This window comes from Rhodanobacter sp. PCA2, from assembly GCF_013620825.1.
Taxonomy (GTDB): Bacteria; Pseudomonadota; Gammaproteobacteria; order Xanthomonadales; family Rhodanobacteraceae; genus Rhodanobacter_A.
On sequence record NZ_NJIC01000049.1, the window covers coordinates 88,528 to 107,456 of the forward strand.

12 protein-coding genes are annotated in these 18,929 nt (G+C 69.4%); 8 read left to right on the forward strand and 4 right to left on the reverse strand.

Annotated elements, in window-relative coordinates:
- The first annotated feature begins 91 nt into the window (after nt 1-91).
- From PCA_RS15730 to PCA_RS15760, 7 genes are all read left to right on the forward strand, one after another.
- Nucleotides 92-2,998: a TonB-dependent receptor gene (locus tag PCA_RS15730; protein ID WP_181303555.1), complete on the forward strand. Its 2,907-nt coding sequence runs from the start codon at nt 92-94 to the stop codon at nt 2,996-2,998.
- A gap of 124 nt (nt 2,999-3,122) precedes the next feature.
- Nucleotides 3,123-4,640, forward strand: a complete 1,518-nt coding sequence (locus PCA_RS15735; RefSeq protein ID WP_181303579.1) for a tryptophan halogenase family protein — start codon at nt 3,123-3,125, stop codon at nt 4,638-4,640.
- Nucleotides 4,641-4,672: 32 nt separating this feature from the next.
- Nucleotides 4,673-6,238, forward strand: a complete 1,566-nt coding sequence (locus tag PCA_RS15740) for an alpha-amylase family glycosyl hydrolase (protein ID WP_181303556.1) — start codon at nt 4,673-4,675, stop codon at nt 6,236-6,238.
- A gap of 19 nt (nt 6,239-6,257) precedes the next feature.
- The gene (locus PCA_RS15745; protein WP_181303557.1) at nt 6,258-8,618 is read left to right on the forward strand and encodes a TIM-barrel domain-containing protein; all 2,361 of its coding nucleotides are present in this window, start codon (nt 6,258-6,260) and stop codon (nt 8,616-8,618) included.
- Between the two features lie 119 nt (nt 8,619-8,737).
- Nucleotides 8,738-10,927, forward strand: coding sequence for a Six-hairpin glycosidase-like protein (locus PCA_RS15750; protein ID WP_343204489.1), 2,190 nt, complete (start codon nt 8,738-8,740; stop codon nt 10,925-10,927).
- Nucleotides 10,924-12,399, forward strand: coding sequence for an MFS transporter (locus PCA_RS15755; RefSeq protein ID WP_181303558.1), 1,476 nt, complete (start codon nt 10,924-10,926; stop codon nt 12,397-12,399). The genes PCA_RS15750 and PCA_RS15755 overlap by 4 nt, the downstream gene beginning before the upstream one ends.
- Nucleotides 12,396-13,358, forward strand: coding sequence for an alpha/beta hydrolase-fold protein (locus PCA_RS15760; protein WP_181303559.1), 963 nt, complete (start codon nt 12,396-12,398; stop codon nt 13,356-13,358). The genes PCA_RS15755 and PCA_RS15760 overlap by 4 nt, the downstream gene beginning before the upstream one ends.
- Before the next feature lie 174 nt (nt 13,359-13,532).
- Here PCA_RS15760 and PCA_RS15765 read toward each other — a convergent pair whose 3' ends face one another.
- Entirely contained in the window at nt 13,533-14,558 is a 1,026-nt protein-coding gene (locus tag PCA_RS15765; protein WP_181303560.1) for a LacI family DNA-binding transcriptional regulator, read from the reverse strand.
- Between the two features lie 114 nt (nt 14,559-14,672).
- Between PCA_RS15765 and PCA_RS15770 the strand changes: the two genes are divergently transcribed.
- Complete coding sequence (locus PCA_RS15770) at nt 14,673-16,346, forward strand: M28 family metallopeptidase (protein WP_181303561.1); 1,674 nt, start codon at nt 14,673-14,675, stop codon at nt 16,344-16,346.
- Nucleotides 16,347-16,425: 79 nt separating this feature from the next.
- On the opposite strand, the gene PCA_RS15775 is transcribed toward PCA_RS15770, so the two are convergent.
- The 3 genes from PCA_RS15775 to PCA_RS15785 all read right to left on the reverse strand — a co-directional run bounded on the left by PCA_RS15775 (nt 16,426) and on the right by PCA_RS15785 (nt 18,927).
- The gene (locus tag PCA_RS15775) at nt 16,426-17,271 is read right to left on the reverse strand and encodes a transporter (protein ID WP_181303562.1); all 846 of its coding nucleotides are present in this window, start codon (nt 17,269-17,271) and stop codon (nt 16,426-16,428) included.
- 77 nt (nt 17,272-17,348) lie between these two features.
- A complete protein-coding gene (locus PCA_RS15780; RefSeq protein ID WP_181303563.1) occupies nt 17,349-18,095 on the reverse strand; it encodes a hypothetical protein in 747 nt (248 codons plus the stop codon).
- A 271-nt stretch (nt 18,096-18,366) separates the two neighbouring features.
- On the reverse strand, nt 18,367-18,927 hold the full coding sequence (locus tag PCA_RS15785) for a DNA-3-methyladenine glycosylase I (RefSeq protein WP_181303564.1): 561 nt from the start codon (nt 18,925-18,927) through the stop codon (nt 18,367-18,369).
- Nucleotides 18,928-18,929 lie beyond the last annotated feature (2 nt).

The window sequence follows — 18,929 nt, forward strand, 5'->3', positions numbered from 1 at the left end:
CAAGCCGGCTGCCGACGACTGCCGCCGACGGCAGCGCCGGAAGACACACGTCGCGACAACGACACCGACCAATTTCGTGGGGAGACGAGACATGTTGATGAAACACAAGCTGCTGGCCATGGCGATCGCGTCGGCCTGCCTCGGCACCTGCGCCGTGGCCAGCGCCGCCACCGCGCCTGCGCCTGCCGCGCAGCAGCAGGACGGCCCGCAGAGCGGCAGCGACCAGACCGCCAGCTCGAATCCCCTGTCCCCGCGCGACAAGAAGGACAAGGCGAAGCAGATGCAGGCCGTGCAGGTGAACGGCTTCGTCAGCAGCATCGAGAACTCCACCGCGCTGAAGAGGAACGCCGACTCCATCGTCGAGGCGGTCTCCGCGGAACAGGTCGGCAAGCTGCCCGGCACCTCCATCGCCGACACGCTGGGCCGCCTGCCCGGCCTCGCGGTGCAGACCTTGAACGGCCGCCCGCAGGTGCTGACCATCCACGGCCTGGGCCCCGACTTCTCCACCGCGCTGATCAACGGCGGCCAGCAGGTGTCCACCTCGAACAACCGCGACGTGGAGTTCGACCAGTACCCGTCGAGCTGGTTCGACAACGTGGTCGTGCACCTTTCCCCGCAGGCCAACCTGATCGGCCAGGGCTTGTCCGGCACGGTGGACATGCACACGATACGCCCGCTGGACAAGAGCGGCCCCGAGGCGGCGGTGAACGCCAAGTACACCTGGAACAGCATGTCCGAGCTGGCGCCCGGCAAGGGCGTCAGCAACAAGGGCCACAACGTCAACGGCGTGTGGGTGCACCAGTTCGCCGACCACACCCTGGGCGTGACGCTGGGCGTGGACCTGGAGGACAGCCCCACGCAGATCCAGCACCAGGCGCCATGGGGCTATCCCAATGACGCCCAGGGCAACTACGTGATCGGCGGCTCGAAGAACTACGGCATCACCGACTCGATGAAGCGCAACGGCGTGCTGGCCACGGTGCAGTGGCAGCCGAACGAGCACTACACCGGCACCATCGACCTCACCTACGACAACTTCAAGGAAGTGCAGCAGGCCAAGGGCATGGAGTTCCCGCTGTTCTGGAGCGGAGCGCAGCTGCAGCCCGGCGGCGTCGTGCAGGACGGCTTCGTGCGCAGCGGCAGCTACGCCGACGTCAAGCCGGTGATCCGCAACGACTACAACAGCAAGAGCGCGCGGGTCTACAACTTCAACTGGGAAAACAAGTTCACGATCAACGAGAACTGGGTGATCAACGCCAACGCGAACTACTCGCGCGCCACCCGCCACGACGTCAACCTCGAAAGCTATTCCGGCACCGGCTACACCGCCGCGAACGGCGCGCTGGACACCGTGGGCTTCAACGAGCTGGGCAACGGCATGCTCTCGCTCAGCCCGTCGCTGAACTACGGCCAGGGCGTGGTGCTGACCGACCCGCAGGGCTGGGGCGCCGGCAGCGGCGTGGTGCAGGCCGGCTTCATCAATGCGCCGCGCACGGTCGACTACCTCGCCAACGTGCGGCTGTCGGTGGAACGCAGCTTCAGCAGCGGCCCGTTCTCCAGCCTGGAGTTCGGCATCAGCAACAGCAACCGCAACAAGACCTACCACATCGACCAGGCGTTCCTGACCCTGGGCGGCGGCACGCTCAGCGGCGGCAGCGCGGTCACGACCGCGGCGATCCAGGGCGGCACCAGCTGCGATCCGCTGTCGTGGATGGGCATCGGCCGGCAGCTCTGCTACAACCCGTTCGCCCTGATCGGCAACGGCAGCCTGGTGAACGTGCCCACGTTCGGCTCCAACACCGGCACGCCGCCGGACTGGAAGACGCACGAGAACGTGTTCACCCCGTACTTCCAGTTCAACATCGACACCAGCCTCGGTGGCGTCAGCCTGCGCGGCAACTTCGGCATGCAGGTGCAGCGCACCTCGCAGCGCGCGACCGGCGAGCGCGTGGCGCCCGGCAGCGCCACCACCGGCGACCTGATCACGCTGATCCCGGTGACCGGCAGCAACAGCTACACCCGCTACCTGCCCAGCGCGAACCTGATCTTCGGCTTCACCGACAACGACGACCTGCGCGTCAGCGCGGCCCGCACCCTGGCTCGCCCGCGCATGGACCAGATGAACGCCAGCGTCGGGGTGACCGGCAACTTCACGCACCTGCAGAACACCGATCCGAACCAGTCGTTCTTCAGCGCCTCGGGCGGCAACCCCAAGCTCACGCCCATCATGGCCGACAACTTCAACGTCAGCTACGAACACTACTTCTCGGGACCGGCGGCGGGCTACCAGTGCAACTCCGCCGACCAGAAGAACTCGGACCTGTGCCGCGGCGGCGGCGGCGGCTACTTCTCGGTGTCGGGCTACTTCATCGGCCTGCACGACTACATCAACCCGAACGCGGCGTTCCTGTACGACTTCAGCTCCTTCCTGCCGTTCACCCTGAGCCCGGCGCAGCTCAGCCTGCTGGGCACCCCGTACGGCATCGTGAGCGGCCCGATCAACAACGGCCGCGGCTACGTGAAGGGCCTCCAGGGCACCTTGAACCTGCCGTTCAACCTGCTCACCCCGGCGCTCGACGGCTTCGGCATGAACCTCTCCGGCAACCTCACCAAGAGCTCGCTGGTGTACCCCGGCAATGCCGCGCCGATCACCGTTCCCGGCCTGTCCAAGAAGGTGGTCAACGCCACCGTCTACTACCAGCACAACGGCTTCGAGGCACGCATCAGCGACAGCTACCGCTCCGACTTCCTGGGCGAGGTGTCGGGCATCAGCGCCACGCGCATCGAGCAGACGCTGAAGGGCGGCAACCAGTACGACGCGCAGGTCAGCTACACGTTCGACAGCGGCAGGTTCAAGGGCCTGACCCTGATCGCGCAGGGCTCCAACCTGTCGAACAAGATCTTCTCCACGTACCAGAACAACGACCCGCGCCAGGTGCTGATGTGGGAACGCTACGGCCGCACCTATTCGCTGGGCGTGTCGTACAAGTTCCAGTAAGCGGCGACACGCCGCGCGCAACGCTCCGTGCCCCGCCGCGTGCAAACCGGCGGGGACTTTTTTCCACGCGACGACACGCGCAGGAGGTTCCATGGACGACGGTGGAATCGGCCAGGGCGACGGCATGGGCGACGCCCGCATCCGGCGCCTGGTGATCGTGGGCGGCGGCACCGCCGGCTGGCTCACCGCGGCCCTGCTCGCCCGCGCGCTGGGCCCGCAGTTGCGGATCGCGCTGGTGGAGTCGGCCGAGATCGGCACCGTGGGCGTGGGCGAGGCGACGATCCCGCAGATCCTGCACGTGAACCGCTTCCTCGGCCTGGATGAGGACGACATGCTGCGTGCCGTGCATGGCACGTTCAAGCTGGGCGTGCAGCTCAACGACTTCACCCGCGTGGGCGAGTCCTATCTCCACGCGTTCGGCGACCTCGGCCTGCCGCTGGGGCTGACGCCGTTCCATCACTACTGGCTGCGCAGCCGCGGCCGGCCCGGCGCGGCAGGCCTGTGGGCGCATTCGCTGAACGCGGCCGCCGCCGCGGCGAACCGCTTCGCGCGGATGGACACGGTGCCGAACAGCCCGCTGGACGGCATCCGCTACGCCTACCACTTCGATGCCCTGCGCTACGGCCAGTACCTGCGCCGGCACATCGCGCCCGGCGTGGTGGAACGCATCGAGGGCAAGGTGGTCGACGTGCGCCTGCGCGCCGGGGACGGCTACATCGAGTCGCTGCTGCTGGAAGGCGGCGCCACGGTCGCGGGCGACTTCTTCATCGACTGCTCCGGCTTCCGCGGCCTGCTGATCGAGGGCGCGCTGAAGGCCGGCTACGAGAACTGGCAGCACTGGCTGCCCTGCGACCGCGCGCTGGCGGTGGCCAGCGCGCCGGGCGGCGCCATGCGGCCCTACACCCAGGCCAGCGCGCGCAGCGCCGGCTGGCAATGGCGCATCCCGCTGCAGACCCGCACCGGCAACGGCCACGTCTACTGCAGCCGCTTCGTCAGCGACGACGAAGCCGCCGCGCAGCTGCTGGCGAACCTGGAAACCGAGGCGCTGGGCGATCCGCGCCCGCTGCGCTTCGTCACCGGCATGCGCAAGCAGGCCTGGAGCCGCAACTGCCTCGCGCTGGGCCTGGCCGCGGGCTTCATGGAGCCGCTGGAGTCGACCAGCATCCACCTGGTGCAGTCCGGCGTGAACCGCCTGCTGGCGATGTTCCCCGACCGCCATTGCGACCCTATGCTCGTCGACGAGTACAACCGCCAGACCCGTTTCGAGTATGAGCGTGTGCGCGACTTCCTGATCCTGCACTACAAGGCCACCGAGCGCAGCGACACGCCGTTCTGGCGACAGTGCGGCGCGATGGAGATCCCGCCCGGACTGGCACGGCGCATCGAGCTGTTCCGGCGCACCGGCATGATCTTCCGCGAGGGCGACGAGCTGTTCGCCGAGACCGGCTGGCTGCAGGTGCTGCTGGGCCAGCGCATCGAACCGGCACGCCACCACCCGCTGGCCGACGCACTGAGCGACCAGCAACTCGACCATTTCCTCGCCAACGTGCGCACCCTGGTCGGCCGCGCGGCGGCCACGCTGCCGCCGCACCACGAGTTCGTGGCGCGCCACTGCGGCATGCCCGCGCCCGCCGAGGCCTGACCCATGCCCACGACCTTTCCCACGGAAACGCCATGAGAACACCCCTGCGCCTCGCCCTGCTGCTGTCCGCCGCGCTGCTGCTGCCGGCCGAACCCGCACCGGCCGCCACGCCGGCAGCTCCGACGGCGGCGCCGTCCGACACCTACTACGAGATCTTCGTGCGCAGCTGGTACGACACCGACGGCGACGGCATCGGCGACCTCAACGGCGTCACCGCCAGGCTCGATTACCTCAAGTCGCTGGGCGTGGACGGCATCTGGCTGATGCCGATCAACCCCTCGCCGAGCTACCACGGCTACGACATCACCGACTACGAGGCGATCAACCCGCAGTACGGCACCATGGCCGACTTCGAGCGCCTGCTGCGCGAGGCGCACAAGCGCGGCATCAAGGTGGTGATGGACCTGGTGATCAACCACAGCAGCGACGAGTCGCCGTGGTTCAAGGCCGCGCAGGACCCGCACAGCCCGTACCGCCAGTGGTACGAATGGGCCACGCCCGCCACCGACCTCAAGCAGATCGGCGCCACCGGCGATCCGGTCTGGCACGCGCTGCCGGGCAACAGCCCGGACCCGGCGCAGCACTACCTCGGCGTGTTCGTGGCGCAGATGCCCGACCTCAATTACGACAACCCCGCCGTGCGCGCCGAGATGATCAAAATCGGCCGGTTCTGGCTGGACAAGGGCGTGGACGGCTTCCGCCTCGATGCCGCCCAGCACATCTACGACGACCTGGAGACCGACGCGGACAACCCCGTCGCGCTGAAGAAGAACCTCGCGTGGTGGCGCGAGTTCCACCAGGGCATCGACGTGTCGAACCCGCATGCGTGGCTGGTGGGCGAAGTGGCGCGGCACCACCCGGACGAACTGGTGCCGTGGATGGCCTCGCTGGATGCGGTGTTCAACTTCCCGCTCGCCACCCGCCTGATCGACAGCGCGAAGCAGGAGCGCGACCGCGACATCGGCGCCACGCTGGAGCGCATGGATGCCGCCTACCGCGCCGCGGCGCACGGCCGCTTCGACGACGCGCCCTTCCTGTCCAACCACGACCAGGAACGCGTGATGAGCCAGCTCGACGGCAACGCCGAACACATGCGCACCGCCGCCGCGATGCTGCTCACCCTGCCTGGCCATCCCTTCGTCTACTACGGCGAGGAACTGGGCATGCGCGGCACCAAGCCCGACCCGCAGCTGCGCGAACCCATGCGCTGGTACCGCGCCGGCAAGGGCCGGGGCGAAACCAGCTGGGAAGGCTGGAGCGCGGGCGACGGCAGTGCGGTATCGGTGGAAGCCCAGCAGGCCGATCCGCATTCCTTGCTCAACTGGTACCGCATGCTGATCCAGTGGCGCCGCGACATCCCCGCGCTGCGCGACGGCGTACTGCACAACTGGCGCGAGGCCGGCGCGCAGGTGGCGGCCTGGGAACTGGACGATGCGCGCGGCGACGTGCTGGTGCTGCACAATCTGTCCGGCCGGCCGCAGACCGTGACGCTGCCCGCGCAACGCTTCCGCGGCCTGCTCGAACACAGCCTGCCCGGCACCACCGTGGCCGACGGCCGCCTGCAACTGCCCGCCTACGGCAGCGCGATCCTGCATTGATTTCCGAAGGAGCCGCACGATGACGACCCCGAAACTGCACGCGCTCGCCCTCACCGTGCTGATCGGCCTGGGCCTTGTCCCGCTGGCGCAGGCCGCGCCGGACGCCGCCGTGGCGTCGGTGCGCGTCGTCGGCGCCGACGACGTCCGGCTCGCGCTGGGCGACGGCAGCGTGTCGCTGCGGCTGGTCGCGCCCGGCGTGCTGCGTGTGCATTACCTGCCGCAAGGCGGCGCCAGCGCGCCCGGCCTGGTGATGGCGCCACATCCGGTCGCCGCGTCGTTCCGGCCGCAGCTGCAGCAGGACGGCGACACGGTCACGCTGCGCTCGGACCGCCTCGTCGCCACCTGGCATCGCGCCAGCGGCAAGCTCGAGGTGAGCGACGCGCAAGGCCGTCCCCTGCTGCAGCAGACCGACCTCGCCGCGCTGGCGCAGGGCCGCATCGTGCTGGACCACGCCCCCGCCGACGCGCTGTACGGCATCGGCGGCTACGACGCGTTCGAGAAGGACACCCGCGCCGGCATCCTGCGCCAGGGCGCGCAGGTGGCGAAGGCCGGCGAACAGGGACACGCCGGCGCCCCGTTCGTGTGGAGCACCGCCGGCTACGGCGTGCTGGTCGATTGCGACGGTGCGGACTTCGACCTCGCCGCCGGCCGCATCGCCATCGGCAAGTACGCGCGCCCCGACGCCGACTACTACATCCTCGCCGGCACGCCCGCCGAACTGTTCGGCGAACTCGCCGACCTCAGCGGCCACGCGCCGATGTTCCCGAAATGGGCGAACGGCTTCATCAACAGCCAGTGGGGCATCGACGAAAAGGAATTCCGCGACATCATCGCCACCTACCGCGCCAGGCACATCCCGCTCGACGGCTTCACCTTCGACTTCGACTGGAAGGACTGGGGCAAGGACTGGGGCGAATTCCGCTGGAACGCACGGAAATTCCCCGACGGCCCCGGCGGCAGGCTGAAGGCCGACATGGATGCGCTCGGCGTGCACATGACCGGCATCATGAAGCCGCGCGTGCACGTGGATACGGTGGAAGGCCGCTATGCCACCGCGCACGACCTGTGGCTGCCGGGCGAAAAGGCCAGTCCCGATTATTTCTCGCACCTGCCGGTGAAGGACATCGACTTCGACAAGCCGGCCGCACGCGCGTGGTGGTTCAACCCGCAGCTTGCGCAGAGCTTCGACACCGGCATCGTGGGCTGGTGGAACGACGAGGCCGACACCACGCCGAGCAACACCCAGTTCCTCAACATGCAGCGCGCCACCTGGGACGGCCAGCGCGCGCACTCGAAGCTGCGCGTGTGGTCGATCAACCGCAATTTCTGGCTGGGCGCGCAACGTTATGCCTACGGCCTGTGGTCGGGCGACATTCCCTCCAGCTGGGCCAGCATGGCCGGCCAGCGCGAGCGCATGCTCAGCGCCATCAATGTGGGCGAGATGCAGTGGGGCATGGACGGCGGCGGCTTCCACGGCCATCCGTCCGACGAGAACTACGCGCGCTGGATCGAGTTCGGCGCGTTCACGCCGATCTTCCGCGTGCACGGCGAACTCGACGAGAAGCGCCAGCCGTGGCGCTACGGCCCGGTGGCCGAGGCCGCCGCGACCAAGGCCATGCGGCTGCGCTACACCCTGCTGCCCTACATCTACGCCTACCAGCACCGCGCCAGCGCGCGCGGCCTGGGCCTGGTGCAACCGCTCAACTTCGTGTGGCCGCAGGACGCGAAGCTGCGCAACGACACGGAGGCGTGGCTGTTCGGCGACTGGCTGCTGGTGGCGCCGGTGGTGCAGCAAGGCCAGACCAGCAAGCAGGTCTACCTGCCCGCCGGCAGCTGGACCGAGTGGTTCAGCGGCAAGCAGTACCAAGGCGGCCAGACCATCACCGTCGCCACGGATGCGAAGAAGTGGGACGACATCCCGCTGTTCATCCGCGCCGGCGCCATCATCCCCACCCAGCCGGCGATGGACTGGACCACCGAGCATCCGCTGACCACCGTCACCGTGGACGTGTTCCCCGCCGCCACAACCAGCCACTTCGACTATTACGACGACGACGGCGAAACCTACGCCTATGCGGACGGCGCGTACTTCCGGCAGCGCCTCGCCACGCAGCGCAGCGGCGACACGGTGGAGTTCAGCACCGCGGCGCCCGAAGGCAGCTACCGCCCCGCGCTGCGCCACTGGCTGGTGCGCGTGCACGGCATGGCCGCCGCCGTGGTGGATGCCGGCGGCCACGCGCTGGCGCACGCCGCGACGCCGGCCGCGCTCGAAGCCGCCGGGGGCGAGGGCTGGAGCACCGGCAGCGACCGCTATGGCCCGGTCACCGTGCTCTTGCTCGACGCCGCCACGGCGCGCACGCTGCAGCTGCGCATGCACTGAACCATGACGCCGTTTTGGGGGAACATGGGGCACCTGCAGCGACGGCGGCGCCACTTGCCGGTGCACCGTCCACTGCCGCATGCGGGCAAGGGGCACGCCTTCCGGATCGAGGTGACATCGTGATCAGCATTTTCAGCAGCCTGATGATGGCATTGACCGCCGGCGCGCACGGGCCGCTCTGGCACGACAGCCTGCAATGGCGCGGCCAGACCGCCAGCATGACGATGCAGCCCGGCGGCGGCTTCCTGCTGCAGGCCACGCACGCCAGGCGGGCGATCCCCGTGCAGCCTTTCGCCGTGCGGACCGCGAGCCCCCTGTTCGACGGCCTGTACGCGATGGCGCAGGACGACCTCCGCCTGGATTCCGTCGCCGCGATCCGCGACGGCGCCTACGACCACGACCAGCCCATCCCCTGCCACTGCTTCGCCACCGGCGAAAAATGGCCCTTCGTGTGGACGCGCGACCTCGCCTACTCGGTGGATCTCGGCCTGTGGCGCTTCGACGCCGCGCGCTCGCGCAACGGCCTGCTGTTCAAGCTCTCCGACAGCCGCGTGGCGGGCGTGCCCAAGGGCCCGTACATCATGCAGGACACCGGCTCGGGCGGCAGCTGGCCGGTGAGCACCGACCGCGTGGTGTGGTTCCTCGGCGCGCGCCACCTGCTGGACGACGCCGCGTTCGCCGACGACGCCTGGCAGGCGCTCGTCAACACGCTGGCGCAGGATCGCCAGTACGCGTTCGACGCCGGCACGGGCCTGTACCGCGGCGAGACTTCCTTCCTCGACTGGCGCAAGCAGACCTACCACGCGAACACGGCGGAGGACGTGGTGCCGATCGCGCAGTCCTACGCGCTGTCCACCAACGTGCTGCACTACCAGGCGCTGGAGCTGGCCGCGCGCATGGCCGGCGAGCGCCACGATGCGGGCGCCGCGGAATACCGGGCGCAGGCGGATGCGCTGAAGGCCGCGATCAACGCGCGCTTCTGGCGCGCCGACCGCGGCATGTACATGAGCTACCTCGGCGGCGACGGCACGCCCATCGACACCTACGACCTGCTCGGCATCGCCCTGGCCATCGACAGCGGCGTGGCCGACGCCGACCGCGCGCGGCAGGCCCTGTCGAACTACCCGGTGTGGCCCGCCGGCAGCCCGGTGATCTGGCCCGAGCGCAGCGACCAGGCGATCTACCACAACCGCGCGATCTGGCCGTTCGTGAGCGCCTACGCGCTGCGCGCCGCGCGCAAGCTCGACGACCCCGCGCACATCGCGTTCGAGATCGCCTCGCTGATGCGCGGCGCCGCGCTGGCCGGCTCCAACATGGAGAACTACGAGCTCACCACCCAGGCCACCCACGTGGACGACGGCAAGCTCAGCGGGCCCGTGGTGGACTCGCCGCGCCAGCTGTGGTCGGTGGCGGCCTATCTCGCGATGGTGGGCGAAGGCGTGTTCGGCCTCGGCAACGACGGCCGCATCGAACCCAAGCTGCCCGTCTCGCTGGTGCCCATGCTGTTCGGCAACAAAGAGACGATCAGCCTGCAACTGCCCGGCCAGCGCATCACCCTGCGGCGTCCGGACCGGCTGGACGGCAACCTGCTGGTGGCCGACCGCGTCGAACAGCACGGCGACGAGAGCGTGGTGCAGCTGAAGGCGGTCAAGGTGCCGGAGCTGCCGTTGCGCAGCAAGGTGCCGCCGTTCGCGCCGGTCGCCCCGGCCGCGCCGGAGGTGACGCGCGACGGCGCGAACTGGCAGGTGCGCAGCAGCGCACCCGGCACGCTCTATCTCAACGGCCAGCGCGTGGGCGCCATCGACGGCACGCTCGCCGTGCCCGCGGTCGACGCACTGCAGTGCTTCAGCCTCACGCAGGTGGGTGCCGACCATCTCGAATCGCTGCCCAGCCTGCCGCAATGCGAAGGCCCGTTCGCCAACATCGACGGCGCGTGGCCGCGCGCATGGGTCGCGCCCGCCGCCGGCCGCTACCAGGTGGCGCTGCGCTATCGCAACGACCACGGCCCGATCATCACCGGCGTCACCGCCGCAGTGAAGCAGTTGGAGATCCGCTGCGAGGGCAGCCCGGTGCAGACCGTGCCGATGGTGATGCCGCACAGCACGGGCGAGCAGCTTTCCACCACGGCGGAGTTCAGCGCGAATGCGGGCGCGCACTGCAGCTTCGCGCTGCAGCAGGGCTTCAACATGAGCTACCTCGCGCACAACGCACACTACACCGGCGGCGTGGGCGGCAGCGACGGTCCGCTGAACGACGCCGACGTCGGCGCGCTGCGCATCGTTCCCCTGACCACGAAGACCGCTCCATGACGCGCAAGCCCGAGCTGTCGTTCTGGCAGATCTGGAACATGTGCTTCGGCTTCCTGGGCATCCAGTTCGGCTTCGCGCTGCAGAACGCCAACGTCAGCCGCATCTTCCAGACGCTGGGCGCGAACGTGGACCAGATCCCGGTGCTGTGGATCGCCGCGCCGTTCACCGGCCTGATCGTGCAGCCGCTGATCGGCTATTTCTCCGACCGCACCTGGAACCGCTTCGGCCGCCGCCGTCCCTATTTCTTCGCGGGCGCGGTGCTGGCCACCCTGGCCCTGCTGGCGATGCCGAACTCGCCCACGCTGTGGGTGGCGGCGGGACTGCTGTGGATCATGGATGCCTCGTTCAACGTGTCGATGGAGCCGTTCCGCGCCTTCGTGGGCGACCAGCTGCCGCCGCGCCAGCGCCCGCTGGGCTACGCGATGCAGAGCGTCTTCATCGGCGTGGGCGCCGTGGTGGCCTCGCTCCTGCCCTGGCTGCTCACCCGCTTCGGCGTGGCCAACACCGCGCCGCCCGGCATGGTGCCGCACTCGGTGATGTACGCCTTCTACGCGGGCGCGGCGGTGCTGCTGGGCGCGATGCTGTGGACGATCTGCACCACGCGCGAATACCCGCCGGAACAACTGGAAGCCTTCGCCGACAACCACGTGGCGGAAGCACCGGCAAACGTGACTGGCGCGTGGAAGCTCGGCACCTTGTTCCTGCTGCTCGGCCTCGCGCTGCTGGCGCTGATCCGTCACTACGCGCTGCGCGATGAGCTCTATCTCCTTGCTGGCGGCCTGGCCGGCGCCGGCGCGCTGTTCGTGTGGCTGGCCCGCACGCGCCGCCAGGGCGTGCTGCGCCAGATCATGGGCGACCTCTACGGCATGCCGCGCGCGATGCGCCGGCTGAACTGGGTGCAGTTCTTTTCCTGGTTCGCGATGTTCGCGATGTGGATCAACACCACGCCCGCCGTCGCCGGCCACTTCTACGGCAGCGCCGACCCCACCTCCGCCGCCTACAACACGGGCGCGAACTGGGCTGGCGTGCTGATGGGAACCTACAACGGCGTGGGCGTGCTGGCGGCCATCGCGATCCCGCTGCTGGTGCGCGCCTGCGGCCTGCGCTGGAGCCACCTGATCAACCTGTGGCTGGGCGGCCTGGGACTGCTCTCGTTCCTCGTCGTCCGCGACCCGCGCTGGCTGGTCGCCTCGATGGTCGGCGTGGGCTTCGCGTGGGCGTCGATCCTGTCGCTGCCCTACGCGATGCTGTCGGACAACCTGCCCGCGGCGAAGATGGGCATCTACATGGGCATCTTCAATTTCTTCATCGTGATCCCGCAGCTGCTCGCCGCCAGCGTGCTGGGCGTACTGCTGAAATGGTTCTTCCACGACCAGCCGATCTGGGCGCTGGCGCTGGGCGGCGCGAGCCTGCTGGTGGCGGGACTGTGCACGCTGCGCGTGGAGGAGCCGGGCACGGGCGAAGCGGCATGAGGCACGGCGGCCTGCTTGCGCTGCTGTTCGCCTGCTGGCCGCTGCATACCTTCGCCGCCGATGCCTGCACGCCCGTGCAGCGCACGCTGCAGCTGGACGCTGCGGCCTTCGCGCCGGAACGCATCACGGTGGACGTCTACCTGCCCGGCGACTACGCCGGCACGCAGCATCGCTACCGCGTGGTGTACGCGGACGACGGACAGGACATGCCCGCGGTCGGGCTGCTGCCCACGCTCACCGCGCTGTGCCGCGCGCATGCGATCCGCCCGCCCATCGTGGTGGCGGTGCACATGCTGCGCGACCGCATGGGCATCTACGGCCTGTCCGACCGCGCGCATCGGCGCAGCCTGCCGGCCGATACCAAGTACGGCCCGGTGGGTCGCCGCGCCCACGACTATTCGCAATGGCTCGCCACGCAACTGGTGCCGTACATCGACGCGCATTACCGCACGCGCCGCGATGCCGCCTCGCGCAGCATGCTGGGCTGGTCGCTGGGCGGACTCAACGCGTTCAACCTCGGCTGGCAGTACCCGGAGGTGTTCGGACGCGTCGGCGCATTCTCGCCCTCGTTCTGGCTTGCCGCCGACCGCAGCAGCGACGACGCGGTGGAACGCACGCGGCTGGCCCAGCGCATGGTCGACCGCGGGCCGAAACGCCCGCAGCTGCGCTTCTGGTTCGCCGCCGGCACCGCCGAGGAAACCAGCGACCGCGACCATGACGGCGTGATCGACGTGATCGGCGACATCCGCGATCTCGTCGATGGCTACCGCGCGGCGGACGGCTTCCGCCTGCGCGGCCTGCGCCAGCTCGGCTGCAGCGTGAACCCCGACTACGCCGCGCATCCGGGGCAACGCGCCGATGTCGCCGTCTACCTGCTGCCCGGCGGCAGGCACGAGCAGGCCTCGTGGGCGAAGATGCTGCCGCTGTTCCTGCGCTGGGACGACGGCGTCGGCCGCTGAAGCCTCGCGACGCGTCGTGGATGGCCTGATTTTGCTCGTCATCCCAGCGAAGGCTGAAGGCGCTTCACAACAGCGAAGCTGGTCATCCAGTGCCTGCAAGCCACGGAACACCAAGGCACTGGATTCCTGCTTCCGCAGGAATGACGTGCCGGCAGCCGGTTGATCGGACCTTCCCTAGCCGTGCAGGCTGGAGCGCCGCACCTTCAGCTCCACCGGCAGCATTGCGCTCTCGGCGCCCTCGCCGCGGATCAGCCGCAGCAGTTGATCGACCAGCACCTCGCCGGCCCTGCCGGTGTCCTGCCGCACGGTGGTGAGCGCGGGATTGACGAAGCTGGCCATCGGGATGTCGTCGAAGCCGGCCACCGCCACGTCGCCGGGCACCGCGAGTCCGCGCTCGGCCAGCGCGCGCAACGCCCCGATGGCGATCAGGTCGCTGGCGGCGAAGATGCCGTCGAACGGAACGCCGCGTTCCAGCAGCAGTTCGGCCGCCTCGTAGCCGGCGCGCTCGGTGGTCTCGGCGTCGGCCTGCAGCGCCTCGTCCACCGCCAGGCCGGCTTCGCCCAACGCCGCCGCGTAGCCGTGGTAGCGCTCGTGGAACTCCGGGTAGTGCGGCGTGGCGTCGCCCAGGAAGGCGATGCGCCGGCAGCCCCGGGCCAGCAGGTGCGCGGTCGCGAGCTGGCCGCCCGCATGGTTGTCGCAGCCGATCGACACGCCGGGCTGCCCCGGCAGCACCGCGCCCCAGCGCACGAAGCGCGTGCCCTGCGCAACGAGCTTCTCCAGCTTGTCGCGGTGCGACTGGTAGTCGCCGTAGCCGAGCAGGATCAGGCCGTCGGCCTTCTGGCTGCCGGCGAAGTCCGCATGCCAGTCGCGCGAGAACTGCTGGAACGAGATCAGCAGGTCGTAGCCCCGCTGCGCGCTGGCGCGGGTGATCGAGCCCAGCATCGACAGGAAGAACGGATTGATGTGCGAGTCGTCGGCGGTGGGGTCCTCGAACAGCAGCAGCGCCAACGTGCCCGTGTGCTTGCGGCGCAGGTTGGACGCGTTCTTGTCCACCTTGTAGTTCAGCGTGTCGGCCGCCGACTGGATGCGCCGCCGCGTCTCCTCGCTGACCAGCGGACTGCCGCGCAGCGCCCGCGACACCGTGGACTGGGAGACCCCGGCGAGATGGGCGATATCGAACGATGTGGCCTTACCCTTCATCCGCGACCCGCTGCGTGGCACGGGCGGCGACCGCCGCCATGGCCGCATCCTACCGTGTCGGGGGATACGAGTGCCTTGCTAGACTCGAACCCGCGCCATCCGGAGGAAATCCCCATGCATCCCCGCATCCTCTTCGCCCTGCTCGCCGCGCTCGCCACCACACCCGCATGGGCCGACGGCCCGGCCACGGCCAGCTCCAGCGCGGGCCTGTTCTCGCCGGCGATCACGCCGCAGCGCTTCGCCGGCTACGAAAAGGCGATCTCCGCGGACGCGATGGAAGGGCGCAAGCCCGGCACGCCGGGCGGGGAGCGCGCCACGGCCTACATCGTGGAGCAGTTCAGGAAGCTGGGCCTTGAGCCCGGCAACCACGGCTCCTGGTTCCAGGACGTGCCCTACGTGTCCACCTTGCTGGACAACAAGGGCGTGACGCTGGACGTGGCCGAGGGCGGCGGCACGCAGCACTTCGCGAACCGCAGCGAGATGCTGGCCGGTACGCTGCAGGCGAAGCCGCAGGTGACGCTGAAGGATTCGGACATCGTGTTCGTGGGCTACGGCGTGGACGCGCCGGCCTGGCAGTGGAACGACTACGCGGGTCTCGACGTGAAGGGCAAGACAGTGATCGTGCTGGTCAACGATCCTGGCTACGCCAGCAACGACCCCAAGCTGTTCAAGGGCCGCGCCATGACCTACTACGGCCGCTGGACCTACAAGTACGAGGAAGCCGCGCGCAAGGGCGCCGCCGCCTGCTTCATCGTGCACGACACCGGCGCGGCGGGCTATCCGTGGACGGTGCTGGTGAACAGCGGCGAAGGCCCGCAGCTCAGCCTGCCGGCCAGCGAGGACCCCGCGCCACGACTGCCGGTGGCGGGCTGGCTGACCACCGACGCCGCGCGCCGGCTGTTCGCCAAATCAGGGCTCGACTTCGACCAGTTGAAGGCCGCGGCCTCGCAGCGCGGCTTCAAGCCGGTGGCGCTGCCGGCCAAGGCCTCGATCACCCTGGACAGCACGATCGCCCATGGCGTCACCCGCAACGTGCTGGGCCTGCTCAAGGGCAGCACGCGACCGGACGAGGCGATCGTCTACAGCGCGCACTGGGACCACTTCGGCCGCGACCCCAGGCTCAAGGGCCACCAGATCTACAACGGCGCGATCGACAACGGCACCGGCATCGCCGGCCTGCTCACCATCGCCGGCGCGTTCGCGCAGCAACAGCCCAAGCCGCGGCGCTCGCTGCTGTTCGCCGCGGTGACGCTGGAGGAAGCCGGCCTGCTGGGCTCGCGGTACTACGCGATGCATCCGGTCTTTCCGCTGGACAAGACCGTGGCCGACATCAACATGGACGCGCTGTCCATCATCGGCCCCACCCGGAACATGATCGTGGTGGGCTACGGCCAGTCGCAACTGGAGGACATCCTCAAGGGCGTGCTGGCGAAGCAGGGCCGCGTGGCCACGCCGGAGACCACGCCCGAGAACGGCTTCTACTTCCGCTCCGACCACTTCAGCTTCGCCAAGGCCGGCGTGCCGGCGATGGACACGCTCACCGGCAACGACCTGGTGCACGGCGGCACCGCGGCAGGCAACGCGGCGCTGGCCGACTACACCGCGCACCGCTACCACACCACGAAGGACGTGTACGACCCGCACTGGGATTTCCGCGGCGTGGCCGAGGACATGCAGGCGCTGTACGGCGTGGGTCGCCAGCTCGTCGATGGCGACGCGTGGCCGCAATGGTCGAAGGACAGCGAATTCCGCGCGCGACGCGAACAGATGATGGGCGGCAAGCCGTAACTCGGCAAAAGGGAAGCGACCCGACACACCGGTCGCTTCCCTTGCATGCATGGCGCCGCACGCGGCGCCACACCACCGCTCAGAACGTGTACTTGACCGTGACGCCCGCACCGTAGTCCGGGCTGCCGTTGGCGAAGCCGCCCATCACGTAGGTCTGCAAGCGCCAGCCGTTGCCGAGCTTGTGGTTCCAGTAGCCGGTCAGTTCGCTCTGCGGCGCGCCGCCTGCGGCGATGCGCTCGCGGTAGTAGTAGTACGCGCCGAAGCTGTCGTTGCCGTTGAGCTTGTACTGCGCGCCCACGGTGGCATTGAAGCCGTTCCTGAGCTGGATGTACTGCGAGCTGCCGTACTTCATCCAACCCACGCCGCCGAAGGCCGTCCAGTTGCCGGAGGTCTTGTAGGTGTCCAGCGAGAGGCCGTAGTCGTTCTTGCCGGTGCCCAGTCCCTTGTCCGCGTCGGCGGTGCCGAACTTGATCTTGCCGGTGAGGTCGACGCCGAAACTCTGGTCGCTGCTGGCGAACAGCTGGTAGCCGGCCGAGGCCACCACGTCGCCCAGGCCCGAGGCCGAACCGGTGCCGACCGTGCCGGTGCCCGGGGTCGTGGTGCCGCCCGCGACACCCTTGCCGTGGCCGCGCGACTTCGGGTTCTTGTTGTGCACCTGGCCCACGCCCGGGATCACGTCGCCCGGACCGCTGACGTCGATGTACGGCAGCACCAGCTTGAAGGTCCAGTTGTTGGTCGCGTACTCGGCGGTGAACGGCACCGACCAGATGTCGGTGTTCGAGGTGCTGCCGTACTTGCCGCTGCTGTAGTCGGCGCCGGCCGAGACGCTGAACTGGCCGTTGTCGGCGCCGTCGGCGGCGTGCGCCGCCGGTGCGCCGACCAGCAGCAGGCCGCCGGCGAGCATCCAGTAGGGTTTGTTGCTCATGGATGGAAAGTCCTGGTGATGGAAAACGGAACGGCGGACCCGGCTGCTGCCGGGTCCGCGCAGCGAGGCGAGGCGGCTCAGCCGCCGGGGCGGCCGGCGTGGTCCGGGTGATCCGGCCGGTCCGGGCGTTCGGGACGTTCGGGGCGATCCGGCCGTTGCGGACGGTCGACCTTGCCCACGTGCTCGGGACGAGCAGCGTGGCTGGCCGCGTCGTGATCGTGGCCATGCGCCAGCTCGACGCGCGCCACCTTGTCGTGGGCGTGGTGGCCGTGCTCCGCGACTTCGCCGGCATGCTTCGGCGAGCGCACGACATCGCCCAGCTTCAGCCCCATGTCCGCGGCGATACGGCCCCAGCCGGCGCCGTCCGCACGCGCGGCGAGCACGCCCTTGAGGTCGACCGCGCTGCCATCGGCCATCACCAGCCTGCCGCCGTTGAGTGCGGCCTCCAGTTCGGTCGCGGTGGGCGCGGTGATGCCGGCCTTGGCGAGGCTGGCCTCGGCCAGCGACAGCGCGATCTTCACGTCGCCGTAGCCCATCTTGCCGGTGTCGGGCGGAAACGTGGCGGTGCCGGTGGCGCCGGGCGCCGTGTCCGCGAGACTGATCGTGCTGCCGTCGCGCAGGGCCGCCACCAGCGCCTGGGCGTTGGCCGGTGAACCGGCGAGCGCGGTGAACTCGCGGGCCAGCCGGTCCGCCTCGTGCGAGGTGGCGGCAGCGGGCGCGGCGGCGGTGGCGCCACCGCCGGTCTGCGCCAGTGTCGGCGCAGCGGCGAGTGCCATGGCGAGACCCGCGGCGAGCAGCGCAGGCGAAAAACGACGCGATGTCATGTTGATCTCCGGAAAGTGACGACTGCCCCTGGTGGCACGCGCGCCGCAAGCGTCCCGCCTTGTCGACTTGCCGGCACGGCGTCGCGTTTCCGGTCAACGGAAACAGGCGATCGCCGTTTGCGCGCCGGCAAGGTTTCCGCGCGGCGGCTCGCCGCGCAAGCATCGTCGCGCAGGGGATTCAGCAGGCATTCCCGGAAAAATGTGCGCTGCGTCCGGGATGAAGAAACTTGCGTGCGTCAGCGCACGTTTCGCGCATTCCTTCGTCGCGCATTCACGACCGGCGATGCCGGAAACAGCCGACCAGATGGTCGTCGACCATGCCGGTGGCCTGCATCAGCGCGTAGCAGATCGTGGTGCCGACGAAGCGGAAGCCGCGCTTCTTCAGCTCCTTGCTCATGCGGTCGGACAACGGCGTGCTGGCGGGCACCTGGCTCTTGTCCTTCCAGCGATTGCGCAGCGGCTTGCCGTCCACGAACGACCACAGGTACGCGTCGAGGCTGCCGCATTCGGCGATCACCTTCTGCGCGGCGATCGCGTTGTCGCGCGCCGCCGTCACCTTCAGCCGGTTGCGGATGATGCCGGGGTCCAGCAGCAGCTTCTCCAGCTCGCGGTCCTTCATTGCCGCCACGCGGGCGATGTCGAAACCGTGGAAGGCCTTGCGGTAGTTGTCGCGCTTCGCCAGCACGGTGCGCCAGGACAGGCCGGCCTGCGCGCCTTCCAGGCACAGGAACTCGAACAGCGCGTCGTCCCCGTGCAGCGGCACGCCCCATTCGGTGTCGTGGTAGGCGCACATCAGCGCGTCGTCGGCGCTGGCCCAGGGGCAACGTTGCATGG